Origin of the sequence: Nocardia sp. NPDC050406 (genome assembly GCF_044459025.1) — a bacterium.
Taxonomy (GTDB): Bacteria; Actinomycetota; Actinomycetes; order Mycobacteriales; family Mycobacteriaceae; genus Nocardia.
In genome coordinates this window covers 1,115,945-1,139,436 of sequence record NZ_JBITIM010000002.1, presented here as the reverse complement: position 1 = coordinate 1,139,436, position 23,492 = coordinate 1,115,945, and the positions used below count along the sequence as shown (strand labels likewise).

The 23,492-nt window shown below is 69.4% G+C and carries 10 protein-coding genes (1 of these 10 cut by a window edge); 4 read left to right on the top strand and 6 right to left on the bottom strand.

Annotation, left to right across the window (positions count from 1 at the left end; all coding sequences use genetic code 11):
- Positions 1-7 precede the first annotated feature (7 nt).
- Both ACIBH2_RS18395 and ACIBH2_RS18390 read right to left on the bottom strand, forming a co-directional pair.
- Positions 8-403 carry a hypothetical protein gene (locus ACIBH2_RS18395; protein WP_397118840.1) on the bottom strand — a complete coding sequence of 132 codons (396 nt, stop codon included), beginning with the start codon at positions 401-403 and terminating at the stop codon, positions 8-10.
- A 181-nt stretch (positions 404-584) separates the two neighbouring features.
- Positions 585-1,049 (bottom strand): SRPBCC family protein, encoded by a 465-nt coding sequence (locus ACIBH2_RS18390; protein ID WP_397118838.1) that lies wholly within the window; start codon positions 1,047-1,049, stop codon positions 585-587.
- A 196-nt stretch (positions 1,050-1,245) separates the two neighbouring features.
- Between ACIBH2_RS18390 and ACIBH2_RS18385 the strand changes: the two genes are divergently transcribed.
- Entirely contained in the window at positions 1,246-2,415 is a 1,170-nt protein-coding gene (locus tag ACIBH2_RS18385) for an MlaD family protein (RefSeq protein ID WP_397118836.1), read from the top strand.
- 22 nt (positions 2,416-2,437) lie between these two features.
- Here ACIBH2_RS18385 and ACIBH2_RS18380 read toward each other — a convergent pair whose 3' ends face one another.
- Together ACIBH2_RS18380 and ACIBH2_RS18375 are read right to left on the bottom strand one after the other, a co-directional pair.
- On the bottom strand, positions 2,438-3,898 hold the full coding sequence (locus tag ACIBH2_RS18380) for an NAD-dependent succinate-semialdehyde dehydrogenase (RefSeq protein WP_397118834.1): 1,461 nt from the start codon (positions 3,896-3,898) through the stop codon (positions 2,438-2,440).
- Positions 3,895-5,019, bottom strand: a complete 1,125-nt coding sequence (locus ACIBH2_RS18375; protein ID WP_397118832.1) for an alcohol dehydrogenase catalytic domain-containing protein — start codon at positions 5,017-5,019, stop codon at positions 3,895-3,897. Before ACIBH2_RS18375 ends, ACIBH2_RS18380 begins: the two co-directional genes overlap by 4 nt.
- 99 nt (positions 5,020-5,118) lie before the next feature.
- On the opposite strand from ACIBH2_RS18375, the gene ACIBH2_RS18370 reads away from it, so the two are divergent.
- Together ACIBH2_RS18370 and ACIBH2_RS18365 are read left to right on the top strand one after the other, a co-directional pair.
- A complete protein-coding gene (locus tag ACIBH2_RS18370) occupies positions 5,119-7,008 on the top strand; it encodes a helix-turn-helix domain-containing protein (protein WP_397118830.1) in 1,890 nt (629 codons plus the stop codon).
- Between the two features lie 343 nt (positions 7,009-7,351).
- A complete protein-coding gene (locus ACIBH2_RS18365) occupies positions 7,352-8,200 on the top strand; it encodes a lysophospholipid acyltransferase family protein (protein WP_397118828.1) in 849 nt (282 codons plus the stop codon).
- Here ACIBH2_RS18365 and ACIBH2_RS18360 read toward each other — a convergent pair.
- Positions 8,197-8,964: a PP2C family protein-serine/threonine phosphatase gene (locus tag ACIBH2_RS18360; protein WP_397118826.1), complete on the bottom strand. Its 768-nt coding sequence runs from the start codon at positions 8,962-8,964 to the stop codon at positions 8,197-8,199. The two genes, ACIBH2_RS18365 and ACIBH2_RS18360, sit on opposite strands and share 4 nt — an antisense overlap.
- Positions 8,965-9,297: 333 nt before the next feature.
- On the opposite strand from ACIBH2_RS18360, the gene ACIBH2_RS18355 reads away from it, so the two are divergent.
- On the top strand, positions 9,298-10,455 hold the full coding sequence (locus tag ACIBH2_RS18355; protein ID WP_397118824.1) for a methyltransferase: 1,158 nt from the start codon (positions 9,298-9,300) through the stop codon (positions 10,453-10,455).
- Here the strand turns inward: ACIBH2_RS18355 and ACIBH2_RS18350 are convergent.
- Positions 10,432-23,492, bottom strand: the end of a protein-coding gene (locus ACIBH2_RS18350; RefSeq protein WP_397118822.1) for a non-ribosomal peptide synthase/polyketide synthase. It continues 15,133 nt past the right edge of the window; only the last 13,061 of its 28,194 coding nucleotides appear in the window; its start codon lies off the right edge, out of view — the gene reads right to left on this strand; it ends in the stop codon at positions 10,432-10,434. The two genes, ACIBH2_RS18355 and ACIBH2_RS18350, sit on opposite strands and share 24 nt — an antisense overlap.

The following is a 23,492-nucleotide window of genomic DNA, read 5'->3' as shown; positions in this document are numbered from 1 at the left end:
TCCGAGTTCAGAGCTGCTCCACGTCCCGCAGCACGCATTTGACCGTCTCGGGTCGACGCACCGGATCGAGCCGGGTCTCGGTGGTGAAATTCTCCGTCGCCTTCGGCCGCACCAGCACCTCGGTGCGAGTGCGTTCCAGCACAGTCGATTCCGGCGTGACGAAGCTGACGACCACCGCGTACCGGTGCTCCACGTCGTCGCGATTGCTCACCACCCCGGAGGCCTGCCAGCCCGCGGCGGTCCCACCGCACTCGGTGACGAAGACACTGCGCTGCGCGTTCGACGCGTCGGCGGCCGCCACCTCCGCGTCCTCCCCCGGCTCGGCGCCCCGGCCCGAACATCCGGTCACCAACGCCAGGCACGCGCACACGACACCGGCCAACCCCACGCAGCGGGCGATCATCGAATCTCCCTTTCCACAGCACACTTCGGGCTCCCGAGCTCCGGTTGCCTTCCATTAGCTGCGCGAAGAGTACCCCACCCCACCGGCGTGTCGTCACATGACGCGAGGCCGTGTCGCGGGCCATCGACGGTTCATGGGGCGACGACGACACCCGTCGTGCCTGGTAGCGCCCCCTCGACTCTCACACCGAGGTCTTCGACTGCCGGTATCGCTCCTCGAGCACCTGCCGCAATTTGTGCTCGGTGTGCCGAATGGCGATCGAGACGAACGGCTCGATCGCCGCCCCGAGCGCGCGCCCCGCCAAGCCGCCGGGCAATTGGTAGTCCACGTCCACGGTGAGCGCACCCCGCTCCGGCCCCAGCGATTCGAACTCCCAGCGCGTCTGATTGCTGAATCCCGAGACCGATTCGGTGCACAGCAGCGCGTTCTCGACGAATTCGGTGACTCGAATGGTGGCCTTCAGCGTGGCCCCGATCTTCACCGAACCCTCGTACATCGCCCCGACCTGACGGTGCGGAATATCGCCGACCAGCCGCGCCCGCTGGAAGCCGTACAGCCACTCCTTCAGATTGTCGAAGTCGGACATGTACGCGAACGCGAATTCGGTCGGCACCGCGGCCTCGCCTCGATGATGGATGTGAACCACGATCGGGACCCCTTCCCCCACTGCTGCAAAGAAATGAATTTTTCAGCAATGTATCAATGGGATTCCCGCCGCGCAGCGCGCCCGACCGGCACCGGCGAAAGCGCTGGCGGGCACGTGAATACCGGCTACTATGAGCGGCGATTTCGCCAAGAGTTTGCTATTGCGTTGACCCGGTACCCGGCGGCAAAGGTGGCTCGTGAGCATTTCGCAGCGTCACAGGTTTGTGGCATCCGGCTTGACCCTCGCGTTCGGAGTGCTGGCGGGCGGGGGATATCTGCTCTTCGACGTCATGCGGGTGCGCCCGCCGGGCTCGACCTACACACTGACGGTGCAGTTGGACCGGTCGGGCGGTTTGCAGGCGGGTAACAATGTCACCTGGCGCGGCTACCGCATCGGCGAGATCCAGGCCGTGGAGCTGACCGATGCGGGCGCCTCGGTGGCGGTGCGCACGGAAATCGATGAGCGCTACCGGATTCCACGCGATACCGAGATCAATGTGCACGCCCTCTCGGCGGCCGGGGAGCAGTATCTGGACTTCGCGCCCAATACCGATGCCGGACCGTACTTCGACGACGGCGCGGTCGTCCCGTTCGATCCGGGCCGCACCTCCACGCCGGTGCCGATCTCGGAAATGCTGGAGAACTCCAGCGATCTCATCGCCCAGATCGACCCGGACCGCATCGGGATCATTCTCAGCGAACTCGATACCGCGCTCAGCGGCGGCCCGGATCAGTTCCGAGCCTTCGTCGACGGCATCAGCCTGGCGGTGTACGGGCTGGACAAGCTGCTGCCGCAGACCACCATGCTCATCACCAATCTGCGCAGCATCGCCGCCACGACCGCGAACGCCCAGCCGGATCTGGGCACCCTGACCCGGAATTCGCGCATTCTCGTCGATCAGGCCAATGCCGCCGACGCCGAGGTGCGGCAGCTGCTCGACGACGGTCCCGGGCTGCTCGGCATAGCCAGCCAGACCCTGGACCGCGAATCCGACCCCATCACCAATCTGGCCACGAATATGACCGCCATCGTGCGCGCGGCCCAACTGCGGCTGCCCGCCATCCGCGCGCTGTTCCCCACCCTGGTGCCGGGTACCGATGCCATGGGCGTGCCCGCGCACGACGGCGAGTTCCACACCATCGTGGATATCTGGCCGCGCCCCTTCTGCCAGTACGCGACCAAGCCCAGCCCGCCGTACGTGGTGCAGGACGGCACCTTCCATCGCTGGAACTACTGCCCCAATCCCCCTGCGGACCAACAGATTCGCGGCTCGGCCAATGCCCCGCGCCCGAATATCCCGGACAATGGCGCGCAGTTGCCCATCGGCGCGGACCCGGACGCGCGGACGCTGCCGCCGGTGCGGTAGCGCGGCAGCGCCACACGCGAATTCAGAGTGCGAGCCCGATGTATTTGGTCTCGAGGTACTCGTCGAGCCCTTCCCGACCGCCCTCGCGACCGAGGCCCGAGGCCTTCACACCGCCGAACGGCGCGGCCGGATCGGAGACCACACCCGCGTTAACGCCGACCATGCCGGTGTGCAGACGCTCCGCGAATGCCAGTGTCTCACCGAGGTTTTCGCCATAGACGTAGCCGATGAGACCGGCCTCGGTGTCATTGGCGGCGGCCAACGCCTCGGCGGTGGTGGCGAAGGTGGCGATGGGCGCGACCGGGCCGAAGATCTCCGAGTGCAGAATGCGCGCCCGCGCCGGAACATCGGTGAGGACGGTGGGTTCGAAGAAGTGCCCCGGCCCCGAACGGCGCTGCCCACCGGTGCGGACCTCGGCGCCGTGCCGGACGGCGTCGTCCACGAGACTCGCCACCGACGCCACCGCGGGCGCGTCGATGAGCGGACCCACCCGCGTCGCCGGATCGAGTCCGTCGCCCAGGGTCAGCCCCGCCAGTTCGGCGGCGAACCGCTCGGCGAATTCCTCGGCGAGGGATTCGTGCACCAGGAATCGGTTCGCGGCCGTGCACGCTTCGCCGCAATTGCGCATCTTGGCGGCGACCGCGCCCGCGACCGCCTTGTCGAGGTCGGCGGAGGCCAGCACCACGAACGGGGCGTTGCCGCCCAGTTCCATGGAGGTGCGCAGCACCCGCTGCGCAGCCTGGGCGAGCAGCACCTTCCCGACCGCGGTCGAGCCGGTGAAGGTGAGTTTGCGCAAGGCGGGGTGCGCGATGAGCGGTGCGCACACCGCGGCGGCATCCGAGGTGGTCACGCAATTCACCACGCCCGCGGGCACTCCCGCGTCCTCGAGCAGTGCCATGAGGGCCAGGGTGGTGAGCGGGGTCTGCGGCGCGGGCTTGACCACGATGGTGCAGCCCGCCGCCAGCGCCGGGGCGATCTTGCGCGCGCCCATGGCGAGGGGGAAGTTCCACGGCGTGATGGCCAGCACGGGTCCGACCGGCTGCCGCAGGGTGACAATGCGTTTCGTCCCGTTCGGCGCGGTGCCGTAGCCACCGCCGGGGCGCACGCCCTCCTCGGCGAACCAGCGGAAGAACTCCGCGCCATAGGCCACCTCACCGAGCGCCTCGGCATAGGGCTTGCCCATTTCCAGGGTGATCAGCGTGGCGAGGTATTCGGTGCGCTCGTGGAGCAGTCGGAAAACCCGCATGAGCAGGTCGCTTCGGGTGCGGGGAGCGGTATCGGCCCAGCGCTGCTGGGCATCGACCGCCGCGCCGAGGGCGCGCAGACCCACGGCGGCATCGGCGTCGGCGACCCGCGCCAGGATGGTGCCGTTCGCGGGATTCTCCACAGCCAATACCGGCTGACAGTCGGTCCAGCGACCGTTGATGTAGTGGCCGACAGGCAGTTTCGCCAGGACGTCGGCCGGAGTCGGCGACGAGCTCATCGGGTCTCCCGCTCGGCGTCGAAGGTGATGATCTGTCGAATGGCCCGGCCCTCGGCCAGCCGATCCATGGCGGCATTGATGCCCGACAGTTCGATGCGATCGGAGATCAATTGCTCCACCGGCAGTTTCCCGTCCCGCCAGAGCTGTTCGTAGCGCGGGATATCGCGGGCGGGCAGCGCCGAGCCGAGATAGCTGCCCACCACCGTGCGGGCCTCGGCGGTGAGGCTCAGCGGTGTGATGGACGCGGTGGCCCGCGGTCCGGGCAGACCCACGGTGATCGTCGTACCGCCGACGGCCGTTGCCGCATAGGCGGTTTCGAACGCCTTCGGGTGGCCCGCGCATTCGATGACGTAGCGGGCGCGAATTCCGCTGTCGGCCAGCTCTTCCGGCGCGAACGCCAGATCGGCCCCCAGCGTCAGCGCGTGATCGGCCTTCTCCCGCAACGCGTCCACGGCGATGAGGCGCCGCACCCCGAGCGCCTTGGCGACCAGCACCGCCGACATGCCGACGCCGCCGAGTCCGACCACCATGACCTCGTCGTCCGGGGTCGGGCGCGCCACATTGAGCACCGCTCCGCCGCCGGTCAGCACCGCGCAGCCGAACATCGCCGCGACCTCCGGCGGCACATCCGCCCCGACCGGCACCACCGAGGCGCGATCCACGATGGCATGGGTCGCGAAGCCGGAGACCCCGAGGTGATGGTGCACCCGCTCGCCCGCACGGTGCAGATGTCCGGGGTGGTGCAGCAGTTCGCCCGCGTTGTTGGTGCGCGTGCCCTCCGGACAGGGCAGCCGCCCGCCCTCGGCGCAGGCCGCGCACTGTTCGCAGCGCGGCAGGAAGGACATGACCACGCGCTGCCCGACCGCCAGCTCCCACACCTGCGCGCCGACCCGCTCGACGATTCCGGCCGCCTCGTGTCCCAGCAGCATGGGCACCGGCCGCACTCGATTGCCGTCGACGACGCTGAGATCGGAGTGGCACACGCCCGCCGCCTCGATGCGAATCAACAGTTCGGTCGGTCCGGGCTCACCCAGCTCGACCGGTGCGACGGTGATGGGTCGGGACTCGGCGAAGGGCCGGTCACGGCCGATCTCCTCGAGGACGGCTCCGGTTATCTGCATGGCTCCGACGCTAGGCGGCGGCCCCACCTGCGAGTATGGCTACACTGCACATACCGGTCGGCTGTACCGGTTCATTGCGCACACCATCAGAGGACGGCTATGGATTCCGGCGTCTCGACCATCCTGGAGGGCCTGCACGCCGGGATCCCGCAGCACGAGTTGGCGGCGCTGGTCGCCGCGGCCCTCGAGCGCGGCGAGCTCACCCCGGGAGCAGCCCGCGCCGCCCGCGAGCTGGGCCTGCGGTCGGCCGAGCGCGGCCGTCGCGAGGAGGTGCTGCGCGCGCTGTACGACACCGCCACCGATCTCACCGGCATTCGCGATGTGGAGGCCGTGCTCCAGGCCATCGTCAAACGCACCCGCACGCTCTCGGGCAGCGATATGGCCTACATCAGCCTCAACGACCACGCCAGCGACGAGACCTACATCCGCAAATCCGACGGGGTGGTGACCGAGGCGTACCGCCTGCTGCGCATGCCCATCGGCACGGGCATCGTCGGCCGGGCGACGGCGGGCGTCTCGCCGTATCAGAGCTCGGACTACCTCGACGATCCGGAGATCACCCATCTGCCGCAGGTGGATTCGATCGTGCGGGCCGAGGGGGTGCGCTCCATTCTCGGCGTACCGCTGTACCTGCACGGCGAGACCATCGGCGCGCTGCTCATCGCCGACCGCAGCCCGCGCGAATACCCCAGTGAGACGGTCGATCTCGTGGATGCCATCGGCAAGCACGCGGCGGTGGCCCTGGACAACGCGCAGCGGTTCTCCAGTATTCGCGGCGCGCTCGAACACCTCGGGCGCGAACAGGCCACGCGCGACCACGAGATGTCGGAGTTGCAGAGCCTCGTCGAATTGGACCGTCGTCTCATCGAGACCGTGATCGGCGGGCGCGGGCACGACGGATTCGCCGATCTGGTGCGCCATATCGCGGCCGAACGGGTGGCGATCCTGGACGCGGCCGCGGGGGTGCTGGCGGCCCGGGCAGCCGAGGGCCTGGACGACGCCTGGCGCACTCGGGTCGCCGCCCTGGCCGCCACCGGCCTGCACGACGCGATCGCCGCGGCGGCGGCCACCGGGATGCCGCGCGAGGTCACGGTGGACGGCGAATCCCTCACCGTCGTTCCCGCACACGCCGGAAGCACTCACCTAGCGACTCTCGTTCTGGCACAACGTCTTCCGGATATGCCGACCGGGCTGCTCGACCGACTGTCGATCTTCCTGACGGTGCTGCGTCTGTTCGATCGCGTCGCGCACGACGCCGCGCAGCAATTGCAGTCCGAGGTCCTCGACGACCTGCTCTCCGGCCGCGAGGTGAGTCCGGAGCGAAAACGCCAGCGCGCCGCGCGATTCGGATTGCGGCCGACCGACGCCCTGACGGTGGTGGTCGTCTCCGCGCCGGGCGCCGATCCCCGGCGCCTGGAGACCTGTCTGCGCACCGCCGTGGCCACCCCGCGCGCCCTGATCGCCCGCTACGAGGGTGACTTCCGCGTGGTGGCCGCCGACGACGGTTCGGTCGCCGACCGCATCCACACCGCGCTGGCCGCCGAACCGTCCGTGTCCACCATCGGATTCGCCGGTCCAGCAACAGGTTTCGACCGTCTACCCACCCTGTACCGGCAAGCCGGACGCGCGCTGTCGACCCTGCTCGTCCTGGGCCGCACCGGAGCGGTACTCGACGGCGCTCGGCTCGGCGCGGTCGGCCTGCTCCTCGATGCCGCCCACACCCTCGATCCGGCCTTCGGACCCCTCGCCGAAATCCAGCCGCTGCTCGACTACGACGCCAAATACCACACCGCCCTCACCGAAACCGCCTGGGCGCATCTGGAGTTCGGCGGCACTATCGCGCGCACGTCGGAAGAGCTTTTCGTGCACCGCAATACGGTCCGGCAGCGGCTCGCGCGCATCGGCGAACTCCTCGGCGCGGACTGGCTCGACGGTCCGCGCCGACTGGAAGTGCATCTGGCCGTTCGGGTCTGGAAACTGTCGGCCTGACACTCGCACCACGTGTAGGAACACCGAGAGCGGGAATCCTAGGACGAAACGAGCGGTCACGCCGGAGCGAATGCCCCGAGTGTTGGGTTTCGCACAGTTCCTACCAAGCAAGCGCTTGGGTGATACCGTCGGTGGCGCAGGAGGACGGTGGCGGACATCGGTCGCAGAGTCGCGACGATGGGCACGCGAGGCACCGTACCGGTCCGCGCACGCGCGGCCATCGGGGACTATCAATGGGGATGTACCGGGGGCAATTCGATTCCACCCGACGTGATTTCGCACGTCGGCGTACGCCGTTGCGTGCCGCCCGTCCACCGCCAGTGCGATAGACAGGAATGGGTACATGAGCACCACGAAGCAGGTTCCGGATCCGAATCACCCGATGCTCACCCTGGCGCGGGCCTACACCAGGTACTTCACGCCGCGGGTGAGCGGCCTGGAGAATCTCCCGACCTCGGGCCCGGCGCTGGTCATCGGCAATCACTCCTCCATCTACTGGGCCCCCGAGGTGTGGATCACCTTCATGGCCATGATGGAGCGCCGTCCCGACGAGCCGAGCTTCGGCGTCGCGCACGAGATCTTGTTGCGCGCACCGTTTCTCGGCGACAGTCTGCGCAGTTTCGGGGTGATCCCGGCCTCGCAGGAGGCAGCGTCGGCGGGCCTCAAGGACGGTGGCGCGGTAATGGTCTACCCCGGCGGCGACTGGGAGGCGTGCCGCCCCTGGACCGATCGCGGCAAGATCGACTTCGCGGGCCGCAAGGGATTCATCCGGCTGGCGTTGAAGTTGGGCGTTCCGGTCATTCCGGCGGTCGCCAACGGCGGCCACGACTCCATCTTCATTCTCAGCCGCGGTGAGCGCACCGCCAAACTGCTGCAATTGGACAAGCTGGTGCGCGCCAAGGTGTTCCCGTACACCGTCGGTCTCCCCTTCGGCGTGGCCCCGATTCTGCCGCAGGTGCCGCTGCCCGCCTCGGTGCACGTGAGCTTCCTGCCCCCGCTGAACTGGTCCACCGAGCCCGGCGATCCGGAGGATACCGCCGCGGTGCAGGCCCATTACGAGTCCACCGTCGCCACCATGCAGGCCGAACTCGACCGGCTGCGCGCCGAATCACCGAATCCGGTGGCCGAGGGCATCAAGAAGCATGTGGCGGGACTTCCCGGCCCGCTGTCGGGTCTGGCGAATCTGCTCTAGGACGCCGCGACCGCCATCGCGTCCACCACCATGGCGGTGGTGTTGTCGGTGCCGCCGGTGTTCAGCGCCGCTTCGACCAGGTCGTCGGCGGTCTGTCCGAGCGACTTGCCCTGGGCGAGAATCGCTTTGATCTGCGCCATCTCGAGTCGCTTGCCGACGCCGTCGGTGCACAGCAGCAGTCGGCCCGCGCTGGAGCCGGTGGCGGCCGACCCGATATCGCCCGGGCGGGTGGTGCGGGCGGAGGTGGTGACGAGGTGTCCCATGCCCGGCATGGGTTGATGGCCGCGGGACTGGAAGTATTCGGCCACGGTGTGGTCGGTGGTGATCTGGTGCAGGACGCGGCCGTTCCAGCGGTAGGCGCGACAGTCGCCCACCCACGCGATATCGGCGGGTGCGTCCGGGTGACCGGGGGCGGGCAGGACGACGACCACGAGCACGCTGTCGGCCTTGTCCTCGGGTAGCTCACGCAGCAGTTCCCGTTGTGCCGCAAGGATTCCCTCGCGTGCGCCGCGCACCACGGCCACCCGCGCCGCCGTGCGCGCGACGATGCGCGCCGCTCGCGCGGCCGCCAGGTGATCGCCGACCCCGTCGGCCACCACGAAGGCGGAGCGTCCGGTGCGCGCGTCGCTGACGGTGGCGACCGCGTCGGCATTGATGGTGCGCCGCCCTCGGCGACTCACGGCCTGCCCCGCCACTCGCCCCAATCGCGTTCCCCCACCTGGAACCGGCACGAGACCCCCGACCTCGATGGCTGCGGTGTGCATGGCGCGACCTCCTGGGATTCGGCCCGACGGGTGCCGCACTGCGGCACTCCCCTATTGAACGACCCGAACCCGTGGTCTGCTCCCGATTTGCCTGAGCGATTGCTATGAATACCCGGGCGGTCCGCCTGACCTGCGCCGTTCCCGGCGATTCGGGATCGTGCTAGGTTCGGGGTGTGTGTATGGGCATGGTTCTCGGCGACTCCGCGAGCGCTTCGACGCGAGATCGCTGATTTCTTCCCTGTGACGCCGGTGCCGTCGTAGCGCCGACCATTTCGCGAACTCTTCGTCGGAGCGCTCCTCGTGCCCCCGCACGCCCTCGACGAGGAGATTTCCGTGTCCGCTATTCCTGGGTCCGCTATTCCCGGGTCCGCTGTTTCCGGGTCCACCGTGTCCTGGATCGAGAACGATTCCGAGACAACCGCCGTCTGGCATTCGGAGAACGGCACCCCCGCGCCCGCGCGCATCGAGGTGGCCGACGACCGAATGAAGGCCGATACCGCCTATCGCCTGTGCTGTGAGGGCACGGCGCTGCTGTGGCGCGGCGACTATCAGAACGCGCGCCAGCTGCTGGCCGCGCTGGGTCGCCGCCTGGATCGCAAATCGCCGCCGCCCGTGGGGAATCCGGCCGAGCGCTTCCGACAGCATCGGCGCAATCGCGCGCACCGCGCCCGGATTCTGGGTCGGATCCTGGTGGCGCTCGAGGACGATCATTCGCTGGCCCTGCGCCGCGCACCGGAGGTGCGCGAATCCTGTAGGGAGGCCTACGGTCCGGCGCACAGGACCATGCTGGTCGCGCTCACCGAACTGCTCGGGGTGATCGGCGCGCATCAGTGGCGGCGGCAGGGCGTTCCGATTCCCTGTCTGAACGCCCGTATTCACCCGCACTACGGTGTCTTCTCGCCCGTGCGCGGGGAGTACATCGATCTGGTCGCGTCCGCGGCGCTGCCCGAAAACGCGCGCACCGCTTTCGATCTCGGCACCGGCACCGGTGTGCTCGCCGCGGTGCTGGCCCGGCGTGGTGTCACCGATATCGTCGCCACCGACGCCAGTCCGCGCGCTCTGGCCTGCGCCCGCGCGACGGTCCGCGATCTGGATCTGGGTGAGCGGATTCGCGTCGTCGGGCCCGCGCTGTATCCGGAGGGCCGCGCCGATCTGGTGGTCTGCAATCCGCCGTGGCTTCCGGCGCGCCCCACCTCCGATCTCGAGTACGGCGTCTACGACCCCGACAGCGCCATGCTGCGCGGCTTTCTCGCCGGGCTGCCCGACCATCTCGCTCCGGGTGGCGAGGGCTGGCTCATCGTGTCCGACCTGGCCGAACGCCTGGAGTTGCGGTCGAGTACCGAGCTCGCGGCGTCGATCGAGGCGGCGGGGCTGCGGGTACTCGATCGGCTCGACACCAAGCCGCACCACCGCCGGGCCCGGGCGACGGATGATCCGCTACATGCCGCCCGGGCCGCGGAGATCACCTCACTGTGGCGGCTGAGCCGATAGTCGGGCCTCCAACAGCGGTCCGAGTTCGGCCGCCTTGTCCGCGTTCAGCATTCCGGTGTGCCAGGCGTCGACGGCTATGCGTTCGATGCGTCCGGTGATGTACTGCCGCCAGGTGTGCGCGAGCTGGTCGCGGTCCGGTTCGCGGGACGAGGTGAACAGCAGTGCGTCGCCGTCGTAGCGGCGTGGGCTGTACGGCAGTGGCTGGGAGAAGCTCTCGAGGACGCGTGAGATCTGTTGCGGTGTCAGGATTCCGGCGCGGCTGATGCGGTCCGAGACCAGGGCGTGGAACTGGTCGATATCGTCGATCTCCGGGATCTCGGTGAGCCCCAGGGCTTCTCGCCACCCGCCGAGTATGCGGCCGACGGTCTCGGCGATCTCGCGCGGTCCGGGTTCGGGAATCTCCTCGGCCCCGGTGGCGATGCCCGCGTCGACCAGGGCGAGCAGGCCCACCGAATGGCCGAGTTCCTGGAGGCGGACGGCCATGGCGTGCGCGATCTGCCCGCCGAGCGACCAGCCCAGCAGGTGATAGGTGGTCGAGGGGAAGCGCTCGACGAGTTCTCGGACGTAGCGGTCGGCGTAGGCGTCGACGGATTCGAGGCGCGGTTCGTCGGCGACGATGTAGGGGTCCTGGAGTCCGTGTACCGGGCGGTCGGGGTGCAGGTGCCCCACCAGCGCCCCGTACACCCAGGCGAGGCCGCCGCCGGGGTGCACGCAGAACAGCGGCGGGCGGGAGCCGCTGGAGCGCAAGGGTGTCAGGACGCCGAGGGAGATGTTCATGCCGTCGGGCTCGCCGTCCAGGGCTTGGGCGAGCGCGGCGGGTGTGGCGTCGGAGAACAGGCGGTGGTAGGTGAGTTGGCCGCCGGTGCGGGCGCGCAGCAGGGAGACGACCCGCACGGCGCTGAGCGAGTTCCCGCCCAGGGCGAAGAAGTCGTCGTCGGCTCCGACCCTCGGCACGTCGAGGACTTCGGCGAAGACGTCGGCGACGGCTTGTTCGGTGGGGGTGGCGGGTGCGCGGAACACACGGGGTGCGGTGACCGGTTCGGGCAGCGCGCGGTGGTCCAGCTTGCCGTTGGCGGTCATCGGGAGTTCGGGGAGCACCGTCACCACGTCGGGCACCATGTAGCCGGGCAGGCGGCGGGCCACTGCCCGGCGCGTGTCGGCCGGATCGAGTTCGTGCCCCGATCGGGCGGTCACGTAGGCGACCAACCGCTCGGAGTGCACGCGGACCACCGCCTGCTCGATACCGTCCAGTGCGGTGAGGGCGGCCTCGACCTCGCCTGGTTCCAGGCGCTGGCCGCGCACCTTGATCTGGAAGTCGGATCGGCCGACGAAGGCCAATGAGCCCGCGCCCGACTCGGTGTCGGCGGTCCAGCGCACCAGGTCGCCGGTGCGGTAGAGGCGGTCGCCCGGCTGCCCGTAGGGGTTGGCGACGAAGCGCGAGGCCGTGAGTCCGGGGCGGCCTCGGTAGCCGCGTGCCACCCCGGGGCCGGATAGGTACAGCTCGCCGACCACCCCGGCGGGCACCGGGCGCAACCAGGTGTCGAGTACGAGCACCGACATTCCGGCGATGGCCGAGCCCATGGTGATCGGTTCCGCCGCACGCAATTCGGCGCTGGCGGTCACCCAGATCGTCGCCTCGGCGGGACCGTAGAGGTTGTGTACGGTGCGCTGGGCCGCGCGGTCGGTGCGCGACCAGCGCGAGACCAGCGGTGGTCCGCAGCGGTCGCCGCCGGTGAGCACCACGCGCAGGTCGTCCAGGCCGTCGGCGTCCATCGAGAGCGCCACGGCGGGGGTGAGGAAGGCGTGGGTAATGCGTTGGGCGCGGAGCAGTTCCGCCAAGGGCTGCCCGCCGTAGACATCCGCGGGGGCGCATACCAGGGCCGCGCTACCGGAGACGGCGAGCAGCAGTTCCAGGATCGCGGCGTCGAATGTCCGTGCGGCGACGCCGAGTACGCGCGCCTCGGGTCCCGCCGCGTAGTCGCGGACATCCGCCGCGACGAGGGAGGCCAGTCCCGTGTGGGTGACCTCCACGCCCTTCGGCTGTCCGGTCGAACCGGAGGTGTACACGATGTAGGCGGTATTGGTCGGGCGGCTCGGTGCGGCGGGCAACGTTGTGGCGGCGAGGTGTTCGAGGTCCAGTTCGTCTATCCGGACCAGCTCTCCGGGCACCTCGAACCCGAGTTCCCCGGTGGCCAGCACGCACTGCGCCCGGGAATCCGTGCAGACGAACCGGTTGCGGTCCGCCGGATGGTCGGGGTCCACGGACAGGAACGCGGCACCGGTCTTGGCGATCGCCCACACCGCGAGCACCCAGTCCAGCGAGCGTGGAACGGCTATCGCGACGACCGATTCCGGTCCGACTCCACGCCCGATCAGGTGGTGCGCCAATCGATTCGAGTGCTCGTCGAGTTCGCGATAGGTCATGCGCCGGTCGCCGTCCACGACGGCGGTCCCCTCGGGATGGGCGGCAGCGGCCGCTGCCAGCAGGTGCGGCAGCGTCGTGGCTCCGGTGTCGCGTGCCGCACCGTGCCCGCGCTCGTGCAGCAGATGATGCCGCTCGGATGTCGAGAGGACGTCGATATCCCGTACCGGCACAGCCGGATTCGTTGCGACAGCCCGCAATACCCGGCGCAGTCGGCGTGCGAACGTGGCGGCCGTGGACGCGTCGAACAGGTCGGTGGCGTAGCTCAGGTTGACCGGGATCGCACCGTGCTCATCGGGTGTGTCGGTCAGGGTCAGGGTGAGGTCGAATCGCTCGATGCCGGTGTCGGTGCCCGAGGGTGTCACCCGCAGGCCCGGCAGTTCCAGCCCGGCCTGGTCGAGATTGTGGAAGGCCAGCATGACCTGGAAGAGCGGATGGTGGGCTTGGCCGCGCGGCGGATCCAGGGCCTCCACGATCTGTTCGAACGGGATTTCCGCGTGCGCGAAGGCATTCAGGTCGGTGTCGCGGATATCGGTGAGCAGGTCGGTGAACGACACCGATTCGTTCACCCGGGCGCGCAGGACGAGGGTATTGACGAACATGCCGACCACATCGTCGAGTTCGGCGGCTCCGCGCCCGGCCACGGGGGTTCCCACGGCGATATCGCCGCTGCCGGACAGTCGCGACAGGAGGATGGTCAGCGCCGCGTGGCAGACCATGAACACGGTCGCCCCGTGCGACTGGGCCAGTGTCCGCATTCCAGTGACGGTCTCGGCGTCCAGCGCGAACTGGTGGGTGGCTCCGCGATGCGAGGCGACGGCGGGGCGGGGCCGGTCGTTCGGTAGCTCCAGAACCTCCGGCAGTCCGCGCAATTGCTCGGTCCAGTAGCCGAGTTGCCGAGCCAGCACGGAGTCCGGGTCCGTCGCCGCGCCCAGCAGCTCGCGCTGCCACAGGGCGTAGTCCGCGTACTGCACCGGCAGCGGCGTCCAGTCCGGTTGCCGCCCCGCACTTCTCGCGGCGTAGGCCGCCGCCAGATCGCGCGCCAGTGGCGCCATCGAGAATCCGTCGGCGCTGATGTGGTGCACGACCCAGACCAGCACGAACTCCCCGGGTGCGACGGACAGCAGCCGCACGCGCAGCGGAACCCGCTGCGCCACATCGAATCCCGAGGACGCTACCCGCGCGAGACGGTCCGCCAGCTCCGTTTCGGTCACGGGTATCGGTTGCACGTCCACATCGACGGCTGTCGCGAGTTCGGCCACCGGAACGATCTCCTGGAAGGGCACCCCGTCGAGGTCGGGATACCGGGTGCGCAGCACCTCGTGCCGGACCAGCACATCCCGCACCGCGGCCGACAGCGCCGCGACATCTACCGCACCGGACAGGCGCAGCACGAGCGGGATGCTGTAGGCGGTCGAGCCCGGCGCGAACCGGTTCACGAACCACATGCGCTGCTGCGCGAAGGACAGGGGCACTCGCTCCGGGCGCGTCCGGGGGGCCAGTCGCGGCGTGGCGGGTCCGTGCGCTCGGGTGGCGGCCAGTTCCGCCAGGTCGCCGACCATCGGCCGTTCGAAGATATCGCGCACGCTCACGGCGATGCCCAGGCGATCGGCCAGTCGTGCCGCGACGCGGGTAGCGGACAGGGAGTTGCCGCCGAGGGCGAAGAACTCGTCGTCGAGCCCAATGCGTTCGGTGCCGATGACCTCGGCGAAGGCTTGGGTCACCGCCTGTTCGACGGCGGTGACCGGTGGCCGATACGACGCCCGGGTCAGGACCGGCGCGGGCAGGGCGGCGGTGTCGATCTTGCCGTTCACGGTCAGCGGGAGTGCGTCGAGCACGGTCACCACATCCGGCACCATGAAGCCGGGCAACCGTTGCCGCAGCGACCGGCGAACCATCGCGGGGTCCGGTGTGTGTCCGGGTTCGGCGACCACGTAGGCGACCAACCGCGCGGCGGCGTCGGAGCCGTGCGGTACCACGATGGCCTGTGCGATGCCGGTCAGCTCGGTGAGCGCGGCCTCGACCTCGCCCGGCTCCAGGCGCTGGCCGCGAATCTTCATCTGGAAGTCGGCGCGGCCGACGAAGGTGAGAACGCCACGGCCCGAATCGGATTCGGCCTCCCACCGGACCAGGTCGCCCGTGCGATACAGGCGTTCGCCCGGCGCTCCCCACGGGTCGGCCACGAACCGGGCGGCGCTCAGGCCCGGCCGACCCCGGTAGCCGCGCGCCACGGCGGGTCCCGATATGTACAGCTCACCCACCGCACCGGCGGGAACGGGCCGCAGCCACGGGTCGAGCGCCACGACGCCCATCCCTCGGATCGGGCCACCGATCGACACCGCGCGGCCGGGGACCAATTCCGCGTCGGTGGTCCAGATCGTCGCTTCGGCGGGTCCGTAGACATTGTGCAGGGTGCGCTGCCGCGCGCTGTCGGTGTGCGACCACCGTGAGACCAGTTGCGGTGTACAGCGATCGCCACCGGTCATGACCACGCGCAGGTCGTCCAGTCCTTCGGCGTCGACCGACAGTGCCACCGCCGGTGTCATGAAGGCGTGGGTGATGCGCTTGCCGCGCAACAGCTCTCGCAATGGCGGACCGCCGTAGATGTCCTCCGGCACGACGACGAGTGCCGCGCCGCCGGAGACGGCGAGGAGCATTTCGAAGATCGCGGCGTCGAATGTGCGTGCGGTGACGGTCGATACGCGGGCGTCCGGGGTCACGGCGAGGTGGTGGCGTTGCGTGGCCAGCAGCGCGGCCAGACCGGTGTGCGTGACTTCCACGCCCTTCGGTCGGCCGGTGGAGCCGGAAGTGTAGACGATGTAGGCCGTATTGGTGAGCAGCGGCCTGGCCGAGGACAGTGGCCCGGATGGGTACTGGCCGATGCGTGCTTCGGTGCCAGGCTCGTCGAGGATGAGCCAGGCGACGCCGTCCTCGGGCATGGCCGAGCCGTACCGTCCGGTGGTAATGCCAACTCGCACAGCGGAATCGGCGCACATGAACCGGGTGCGATCCACGGGGTGGGCGGGATCGAGGGAGAGGAATGCGGCCCCGGTCTTGGCGATGGCCCAGACCGACAACACCCATTCGAGCGAACGCGGCACGCCGATCGCCACGACGGATTCCCGTCCCGCGCCGCGGTCGATCAGCAAGCGCGCCAATCGATTCGACGCCTCGTCGAGCTCGCGGTAGGTGAGGGACCGTTCGCCGTCCTGCACCGCGCGGCCGTCCGGGTTGGCCGCTACCGTTGCGGCCAGCAGTTCGGGCAGGGTCGCGATCGGGTCGGCGGTGGTGTCGCGTCCCCATTCGTGGACCAGTCGGTGCAGCTCGGGTGCCGACAATGGTTCGATGTCGCGAACCAGGGTGGCGGGGTCGTGGGCGATGGTGCGCAGCATCTGCCGCAGGCGCTGCGACAGTGTCGTGACAGCGGCGGTGTCGAAGGCGTCTTCGCGGTACTGCAATCGAATGCGCAGGCCGTCCTGCGGAATGACGCTGCACGTCAGGGGGTAGTGCGTGGCATCGGCGGCGGTGACGCCGGTGACCGTGACGGCACCGGTGAGCTGTCGAATGCCTTGGGTGTCGATGGGATAGGACTCGACCACCATTGCGGTGTCGAACAGCGCGTCGTGGCCGGTGAGCTCGTGGATCTCGGTGAGGCCCACGTGGTGGTGGTCCAGGAGGGCGGCCTGTTCGTTGTGGATTCGGGTCCACAGGCGCGTGACGGTCTCGGTCGGCCGCAGGCGCACCCGCACCGGGATCGTATTGATGAACAGGCCGATAGTGCTGTCGGCCCCTGGCAATTCGCCGGGTCGGCCCGAGACGGTCGCGCCGAAGACGATGTCGTCGCGGCCGCTGAGGGTGGCGATCAGCAGCGCCCACACCGACTGCATGACGGTATTGAGCGTCACGCCCGCGGCGGTGGCGGCGGCCATCAGATCGCGGGCGAGGGTGTCGTCGATGGTTGTCCACCGCTCCGCGACCGCTCCGGTGCCGGACGTGGCGACCAGGGTGGGTTCGATTCCCGCCAGGGCCGTGGACCAGGCCGCGCGGGCGGCCGCGTGATCGCGACTCGCCAACCACTCCAGGAAATCTCGATAGGATCCGGCCACCGGTCGCGGGTGTTCGCCGAGGTAGTCGGTGAACAGGTCGGCGATGAGCAGGGGGCAGGACCAGCCGTCGAGGATCACGTGGTGGTTGGTCAGGATCAGCGCCCACCGGTCGGTGTCCAGCCGGGCCAGGGTGAAGCGCAACAAGGGCGCGGCGGCGAGGTCGAAGCGTTGTGCCTTCTCATCGGCCGCCAGCTGCTCGAGTGCCGCGTCGGGGTCGGGGCGCTCGGTGAGATCGACCGTGGTCCAGGGCAATTCGACCTCGTCGCTGATCACCGCGACACTCACGCCACCGACGGTCGCGAAGGCTGTCCGCAGCCCCTGGTGGCGTTGAAGTACGGTGCTCGCCGCCCGTCGCAAGCGCTCCGGATCCAGTTGGCCGGACAGTCGCAGAATCACCTGCGACGCATAGACATCGACATCGCCCGCGGTGTCGGTCATCTGGGCGTGGAACAACAGTCCGGCCTGCAAAGGCGATAGCGGCCATACGTCGCTCAGTGCGGGGTAGGCGCGTTCCAGGGCGGTGACATCGGCTTGTGTGAGTGATACCAGCGCGAAGTCGGATGGCGAGTGTCCGCCCGCGCCAAATGTTTTCGCACAGTCGACGAGATGGGTGAGCGCCTGTGTCCACAGCGCTGTCAGCTCCTCGACCTCCGTGCGATCGAGCAGGGTTCGGGGGTAGCGGAAGGTCGCGCGCAGACGGTCGTCGACGGCGATCGCGCTCACATCCATGGCCAGGCTGACCGGCATATCCGGGTCCGGCGCGGTGTTCGGATCGGCCAGCCCTCCTTGGATTCCGTTGTCACCGGCGCCCGAGACGCGACCGAGGTAGTTGAACCCGATGCGCCCCGGCATGGTGGCGGGTAGCTGAGCGGCGGTCTCTTCGTTGAGGTAGCGCAGCAGCCCGTAACCAATTCCCTTGTCGGGCAGGGACCGCAGCGTCTCCTTGACCGCCAGCACGGCCGCGCCGATATCGTCCGGATCGAGCCCGGTCAGGTCGAAGCGCACCGGGAACATCGTGGTGAACCACCCGACGGTGCGGGACAGGTCCGCGCCGGGGACGACCTGTTCTTCGCGGCCGTGGCCCTCCAGGCGCACGAGTACGGAGGGCTCATCGACTCCCCGCTGTTCCCGCCACTCCCGCACGGCCACAGCCAAACCCGTGAGCAGGCCGTCGTTGACAGCGCCGTGGAAGACCGCTGGAACGGTCGTGAGCAGTGCGCGGGTGAGCGGCTCGGGCAACTCCACCTCGACCTGTTCGAGCGTCGCGGCGGTATCGACGGCGGGGTCCAATTCGCGCCCGCCCCACAGCGGGTCGGGGCCGGTCGCCATGGACTGCCACAGCGGCAATTCAGCGACTCGGGATTCCTCGGTCGCGGCGGTGGCGAGGCCGTGCGCCCATCGGCGCATGGAGGTGCCCACCGGTGCCACCACCGGCACCGCGCCCACCGCGGCCTGCTCGAAGGCCGAGAGCAGATCGGGGACCAGTACGCGCCAGGAGACACCGTCGACGACGAGGTGGTGCGCGACCACCAGTAGCCAACCCGCCGCGTCCACGCCGGGGTCGAGCCACACGAATCGCACCATCGACCCGGCGGCGGGATCGAGTCGTCCCAAGGCCGAATCCAGTTCCGCGGCAGCAATTTCCGAGACCGAACGCCTACCCGCCTCGGAGTCGATCTCGAGGGCGGGATCGAGAGTGCGGCGCTGGACCGTCGACGCCGCGTCCACCGATGCGGCGGGCGGGACCGCCAGTGACCACTGCCCGGAATCGTCGCGGCACAGTCGAGAACGCAGCATGTCGTGGCGTTCGACGACCGCGCGCACCGAGGCGACGAGTGCCGCCTCGTCCATCCCGGCGGGAAGCCGGAGCGCTACATGCTGATCGAAGCGGTCGAATCCCTTGCCCCAGTCCACCATCCAACGCGCCACCGGCAGCAGCGGCATATCCCCCACCCCGCCGCCGGGTAGCTCCGTCAGGACCGTTTCGTCGTCGGCCGTCCGGACGATGCGCGCCAAGCGCGCGGCGGTGCGCTGCTCGAACACTTCGCGCGGGCCGAATACCAGGCTTCGCGCGCGGGCCTTCGCCACCAGTTGAATCGACACGATGGAATCGCCGCCGAGCACGAAGAAGTCGTCGTCGATACCCACCACGTCGAGTCCGAGGACCTCGGCGAAGACCTCGGTCAGAATCCGCTCGGTGGCCGTGGTCGCCGCTCGGAAGACCCGCGGGGCGCACTCCGGTTCGGGCAGCGCCCGGCGGTCGACCTTGCCGCTGCTGGTCAGCGGCAGTTCCTCGAGTACGGTCACCACATCGGGCACCATGAAGCCCGGCAGCCGCCGCGCCACCGTCTCCCGCACCACCGCGGGGTCCAGGTCGGTTCCCGGCGTCGCGACGACATAGGCCACCAGTCGCACGGCGGCGGTATCGCTGGCGTGCGCCACCACGACGGCCTGTTCGATGCCGTCCACCGCGGTGCACGCGGCCTCGACCTCACCCGGCTCCAGACGCTGCCCGCGTACCTTCACCTGGAAGTCGGAGCGACCGACGAATTCCAGTACGCCGGAGCCGAATTCGGCCTCTGGGAGCCACCGGACCAGGTCGCCGGTGCGATACAGGCGTCCGCCCGGGCGACCGTACGGATCGGCGACGAATCGCGACGCCGTCAACGCCGCCCGGCCCCGATATCCGCGCGCCACACCGGGTCCCGACACGTACAGTTCGCCCGCGACCCCGACGGGCACCGGCCGCAGCCACGAATCCAGAACGCGCACCGTCATACCGGCGATGGCGGAACCGAGGGTGATCGGCTGGTCCACCACCAATTCCGCGCTCGCGGTGACCCAGATCGTCGCCTCGGCCGGACCGTAGAGGTTATGGACGCGTCGCCGACGCGCGGTATCGGTGCGCGCCCAGCGCGAGACCAACTGCGGCCCACACCGGTCGCCACCGGTCAGCACCACCCGCAGGTCGTCGAGCCCGTCGGCGTCCACCGACAGCGCCACGGACGGGGTGAGGAAGGCGTGGGTGATGTGCTGTGTGCGTAGCAGTTCCGCCAAGGGCTGGCCGCCGTACGCCTCCTCGGGCGCGACGACGAGTGCGGAGCCGCCCGCGACGGCGAGCAGGAATTCCAGAATCGCGGCATCGAAGGTCCGTGCGGCCACGGCCAATACGCGCGCGTCCGTATCCACCGCGCAGCGCTGGACGTGATCGGCCAGCACTGTCGCCAACCCGGAATGGGTTACCTCGACGCCCTTGGGATGCCCCGTCGAGCCGGACGTGTACACGACATACGCGGTATTGGACGGCCGCGGCGCACCGTGCCGGTCGATATCTGTCAGCGCAGCCGACGACCACTGCACCGCCTCCTGTTGGCCGAGAATCAACCACGAGATGCCGTCCTGCGGCAGCAGTTCCGCGCACTGTCCAGTCGTAATACCGATTCGCACAAGGGAATCCGCGCAGACGAAACGGTTGCGTTCCAGTGGATGCTCCGGGTCGACGGAGAGGAATGCCGCACCGGCCTTGGCGATCGCCCATACGGACAGCACCCATTCCAGCGACCGGGGCACACCGATGGCGACCACCGATTCCGGGCCGACACCACGGTCGATCAGCGTGCGCGCCAACCGATTCGAGCTGTGGTCCAGCTCGCGGTAGGTGATGCGCCGGTCACCGTCGACCACCGCCTCGCCGTCGGGATTGCTCGTCACCGCCGCGGCCAGGAGTTCCGGCAGGGTCGCCACGTCCGCGGTCGCGGTCTCGCTACTCCATTCGCGCACGAGCAGCTGCCGTTCCGGCTCCGACAGCGCATCGATGGCACGCACCGTTGTCGCGGGTTCGGTGAGCGCTCGCAGCACCTGTCGCAGGCGTTGCGTGAACGCGTCGATGACGGCCGGGTCGAAAACCTCTGTGTGGTACTGGATCCGGATACGCAGCGTGTCCTGGATGCTCGCGGTGCAGGTGAGCGGATAGTGCGTGGCGTCGGCGGCGGTGACCCCTTCGATGGTGAGGTCCCCGGCGGCCTGTTCGATGGTGTGGAGGTCGACGGGATAGGACTCGAGCACCATGAGGGTGTCGAAGAGGCTGTCCCGGCCTGTCAGCGTGTGGATTTCACGGAGGCCGACGTGGTGGTGGTCGAGCAGCGCCGCCTGTTCGCGGTGGATGCGCGCCCAGAGTTCGGCGATGGTCTCGGAGGGCTCGAGGCGAACCCGGGTCGGAATCGTATTGATGAACAGTCCCACGGTGCGGTCGGCGGCCGGGAGATCACCGGGACGCCCGGAGACGGTCGCGCCGAACAGCACATCGGTGCGGCCGGTGGCCTGGGCGACCATAATGGCCCACGCCGATTGCAGGACGGTATTGACCGTCACGCCCGTGGCGGCCGCGGCGGCCAGCAACGCGCGGGTGTCGGCGCTGTCGAGCACGATCTTGCGGTCCGACACCGATATCGGCCCATCCGGCATGGCGGTGTGCCCGGCCAGGAGGGTGGGTTCGGCGGCGTCGAGGGCCTCCGACCAGGCCGCCGTGGCGGCGTCGCGGTCACGGGTCGCCAACCACGCCAGGAAGTCTCGATACGATCCGGGCGCTTCGATCCCCGGGACGCCGGTGTAGAGCGCGAACCAGTCGGCGAGCAGTAGTGGCCAGGACCAGCCGTCGAGAATGACGTGATGGTTGGTGAGGATGAGAGCCCAGCGGTCGGCGGCGAGCCGAGCGACGGTGAAGCGCAGCAGCGGGGCGGAGGCGAGATCGAACGGTTCGGACTTCTCGGCGTCGGCCAAGTCGGCGAGCGCGGTCTCGGAATCGGCGGCGTCCGTCAGATCGACTGTGCGCCACGGTAGTTCGACTTGCTCGCACAGCACGGCGATGTTCTCACCCGCGCCGGTCGTGGTGAACGCGGTGCGCAAGCCCTGGTGGCGTTCCAGTAGAGCTTCCGCCGCCGCTCGGAGGCGTGCCGGGTCCAGCTCGCCGTGCAGCCGCAGAACCATCTGCGCCACATAGGCATCCGCGTCGGCGTCGGCTCCGGCCAAGTGCGCGTGGAACAACAATCCGGCCTGCAACGGGGTCACCGGCCACACCTCGCGCAGCGACGGGTACGCGAGTTCCAGTGCGTCGATATCGGATTGGGTCAGCGACACCAGACCGAAATCCGAGGGCGAGTACCCGCCCGCACCCGGCGCTTCGGCGTGGTCGGCGATGGCGGTCAGAGCCCGCGTCCACAGCAGCGCCAGCTCCTCGACCTCCGTCCGGTCGAGCAGGGTGCGCGGAAAGCGGAACGTGGCTTGGAGCCGGTCCTCGACGGCGATCGCGCTGATATCGACCGCCACCGTGACCGGCATGTCCGGGTCGGGTGTCGAGTCGAGTTCGCCGAGGCCGCCGTGCACCCCGCCGTCACCGATATCGGTCGCCGTGACACGGCCCAGATAGTTGAAGCCGATCCGTCCGGGCATCCGGTCGGGCAACGCCGTGGCGGTCTCGGCATTGAGGTAGCGCAGCAGCCCGTAACCGATGCCCTTGTCCGGAATGGCCCGCAACCGCTCCTTGACCGACCGCACCGCCGCCGCGACGGCGCTACCGGCGGCCAGCACCTCGTCCGGGTCGATCCCGGCCAGGTCGAAGCGGACCGGGAACATCGAGGTGAACCAGCCGACCGTACGGGACAGGTCCGCACCCGCGACCACGTCCTCCTCACGCCCGTGGCCTTCCAGGCGAACCAACACCGACGAATCGTCGATGCCGCGGCGCGACCGCCACATCCGCACGGCCACAGCCAAACCCGCCAGCAGGCCGTCGTTCACGCCGCCGTGGAACACCTCCGGAACCGTGCCGAGCACCGCCCGGGTCACCCGCTCCGGCACCTCCACGCGCACCTGCTCGAGTACGGCGGCGGTATCGAGCGCCGGATCGAGTTCGCGGCCGCCCCAGACCGGATCGGCACCGGCCACCATCTCCTGCCACAGGTCCAGCTCCGCCACTCGCGCGGGATCCGTGGCGGCGGTGGCCAGTCCGTGCGCCCATCGCCGCATCGACGTACCGACCGGGGCCAGTTCCGGGCTGCCGCCCGCGCGCACCTGGTCGAACGCCGACAGCAGATCCGGCACCAGCACCCGCCACGAGACGCCGTCGACGACCAGGTGGTGCGCCACCACCAGCAGCCAACCGGGCGAGGCGGATTCGCTGGAGTCCAGCCAAATGAACTGGACCATCACTCCGTTGGCCGGGTCCAACCGGTCCAACGCCGAATCCAGTTCCGCGGCAGCAATTTCCGTGACGACACGACGACCGGTCTCGGAGTCCGGTTCGATGCTCGGATCGAGGGCGTGGCGATGCAGCAGCGAGGCCGCGTTCACGGTGCCGGGGGCCGTGACCGTCATGGACCAGCGCGCGGCCGCGTCGCGGCACAGTCGCGAGCGCAGCATGTCGTGGCGATCGACCAGCGCCTGTGCGGCCGCGGCGAGCCCGGTCTCGTCGAGCCCCGCCGGGAGTCGCAGCGCCACATGCTGGTCGAATC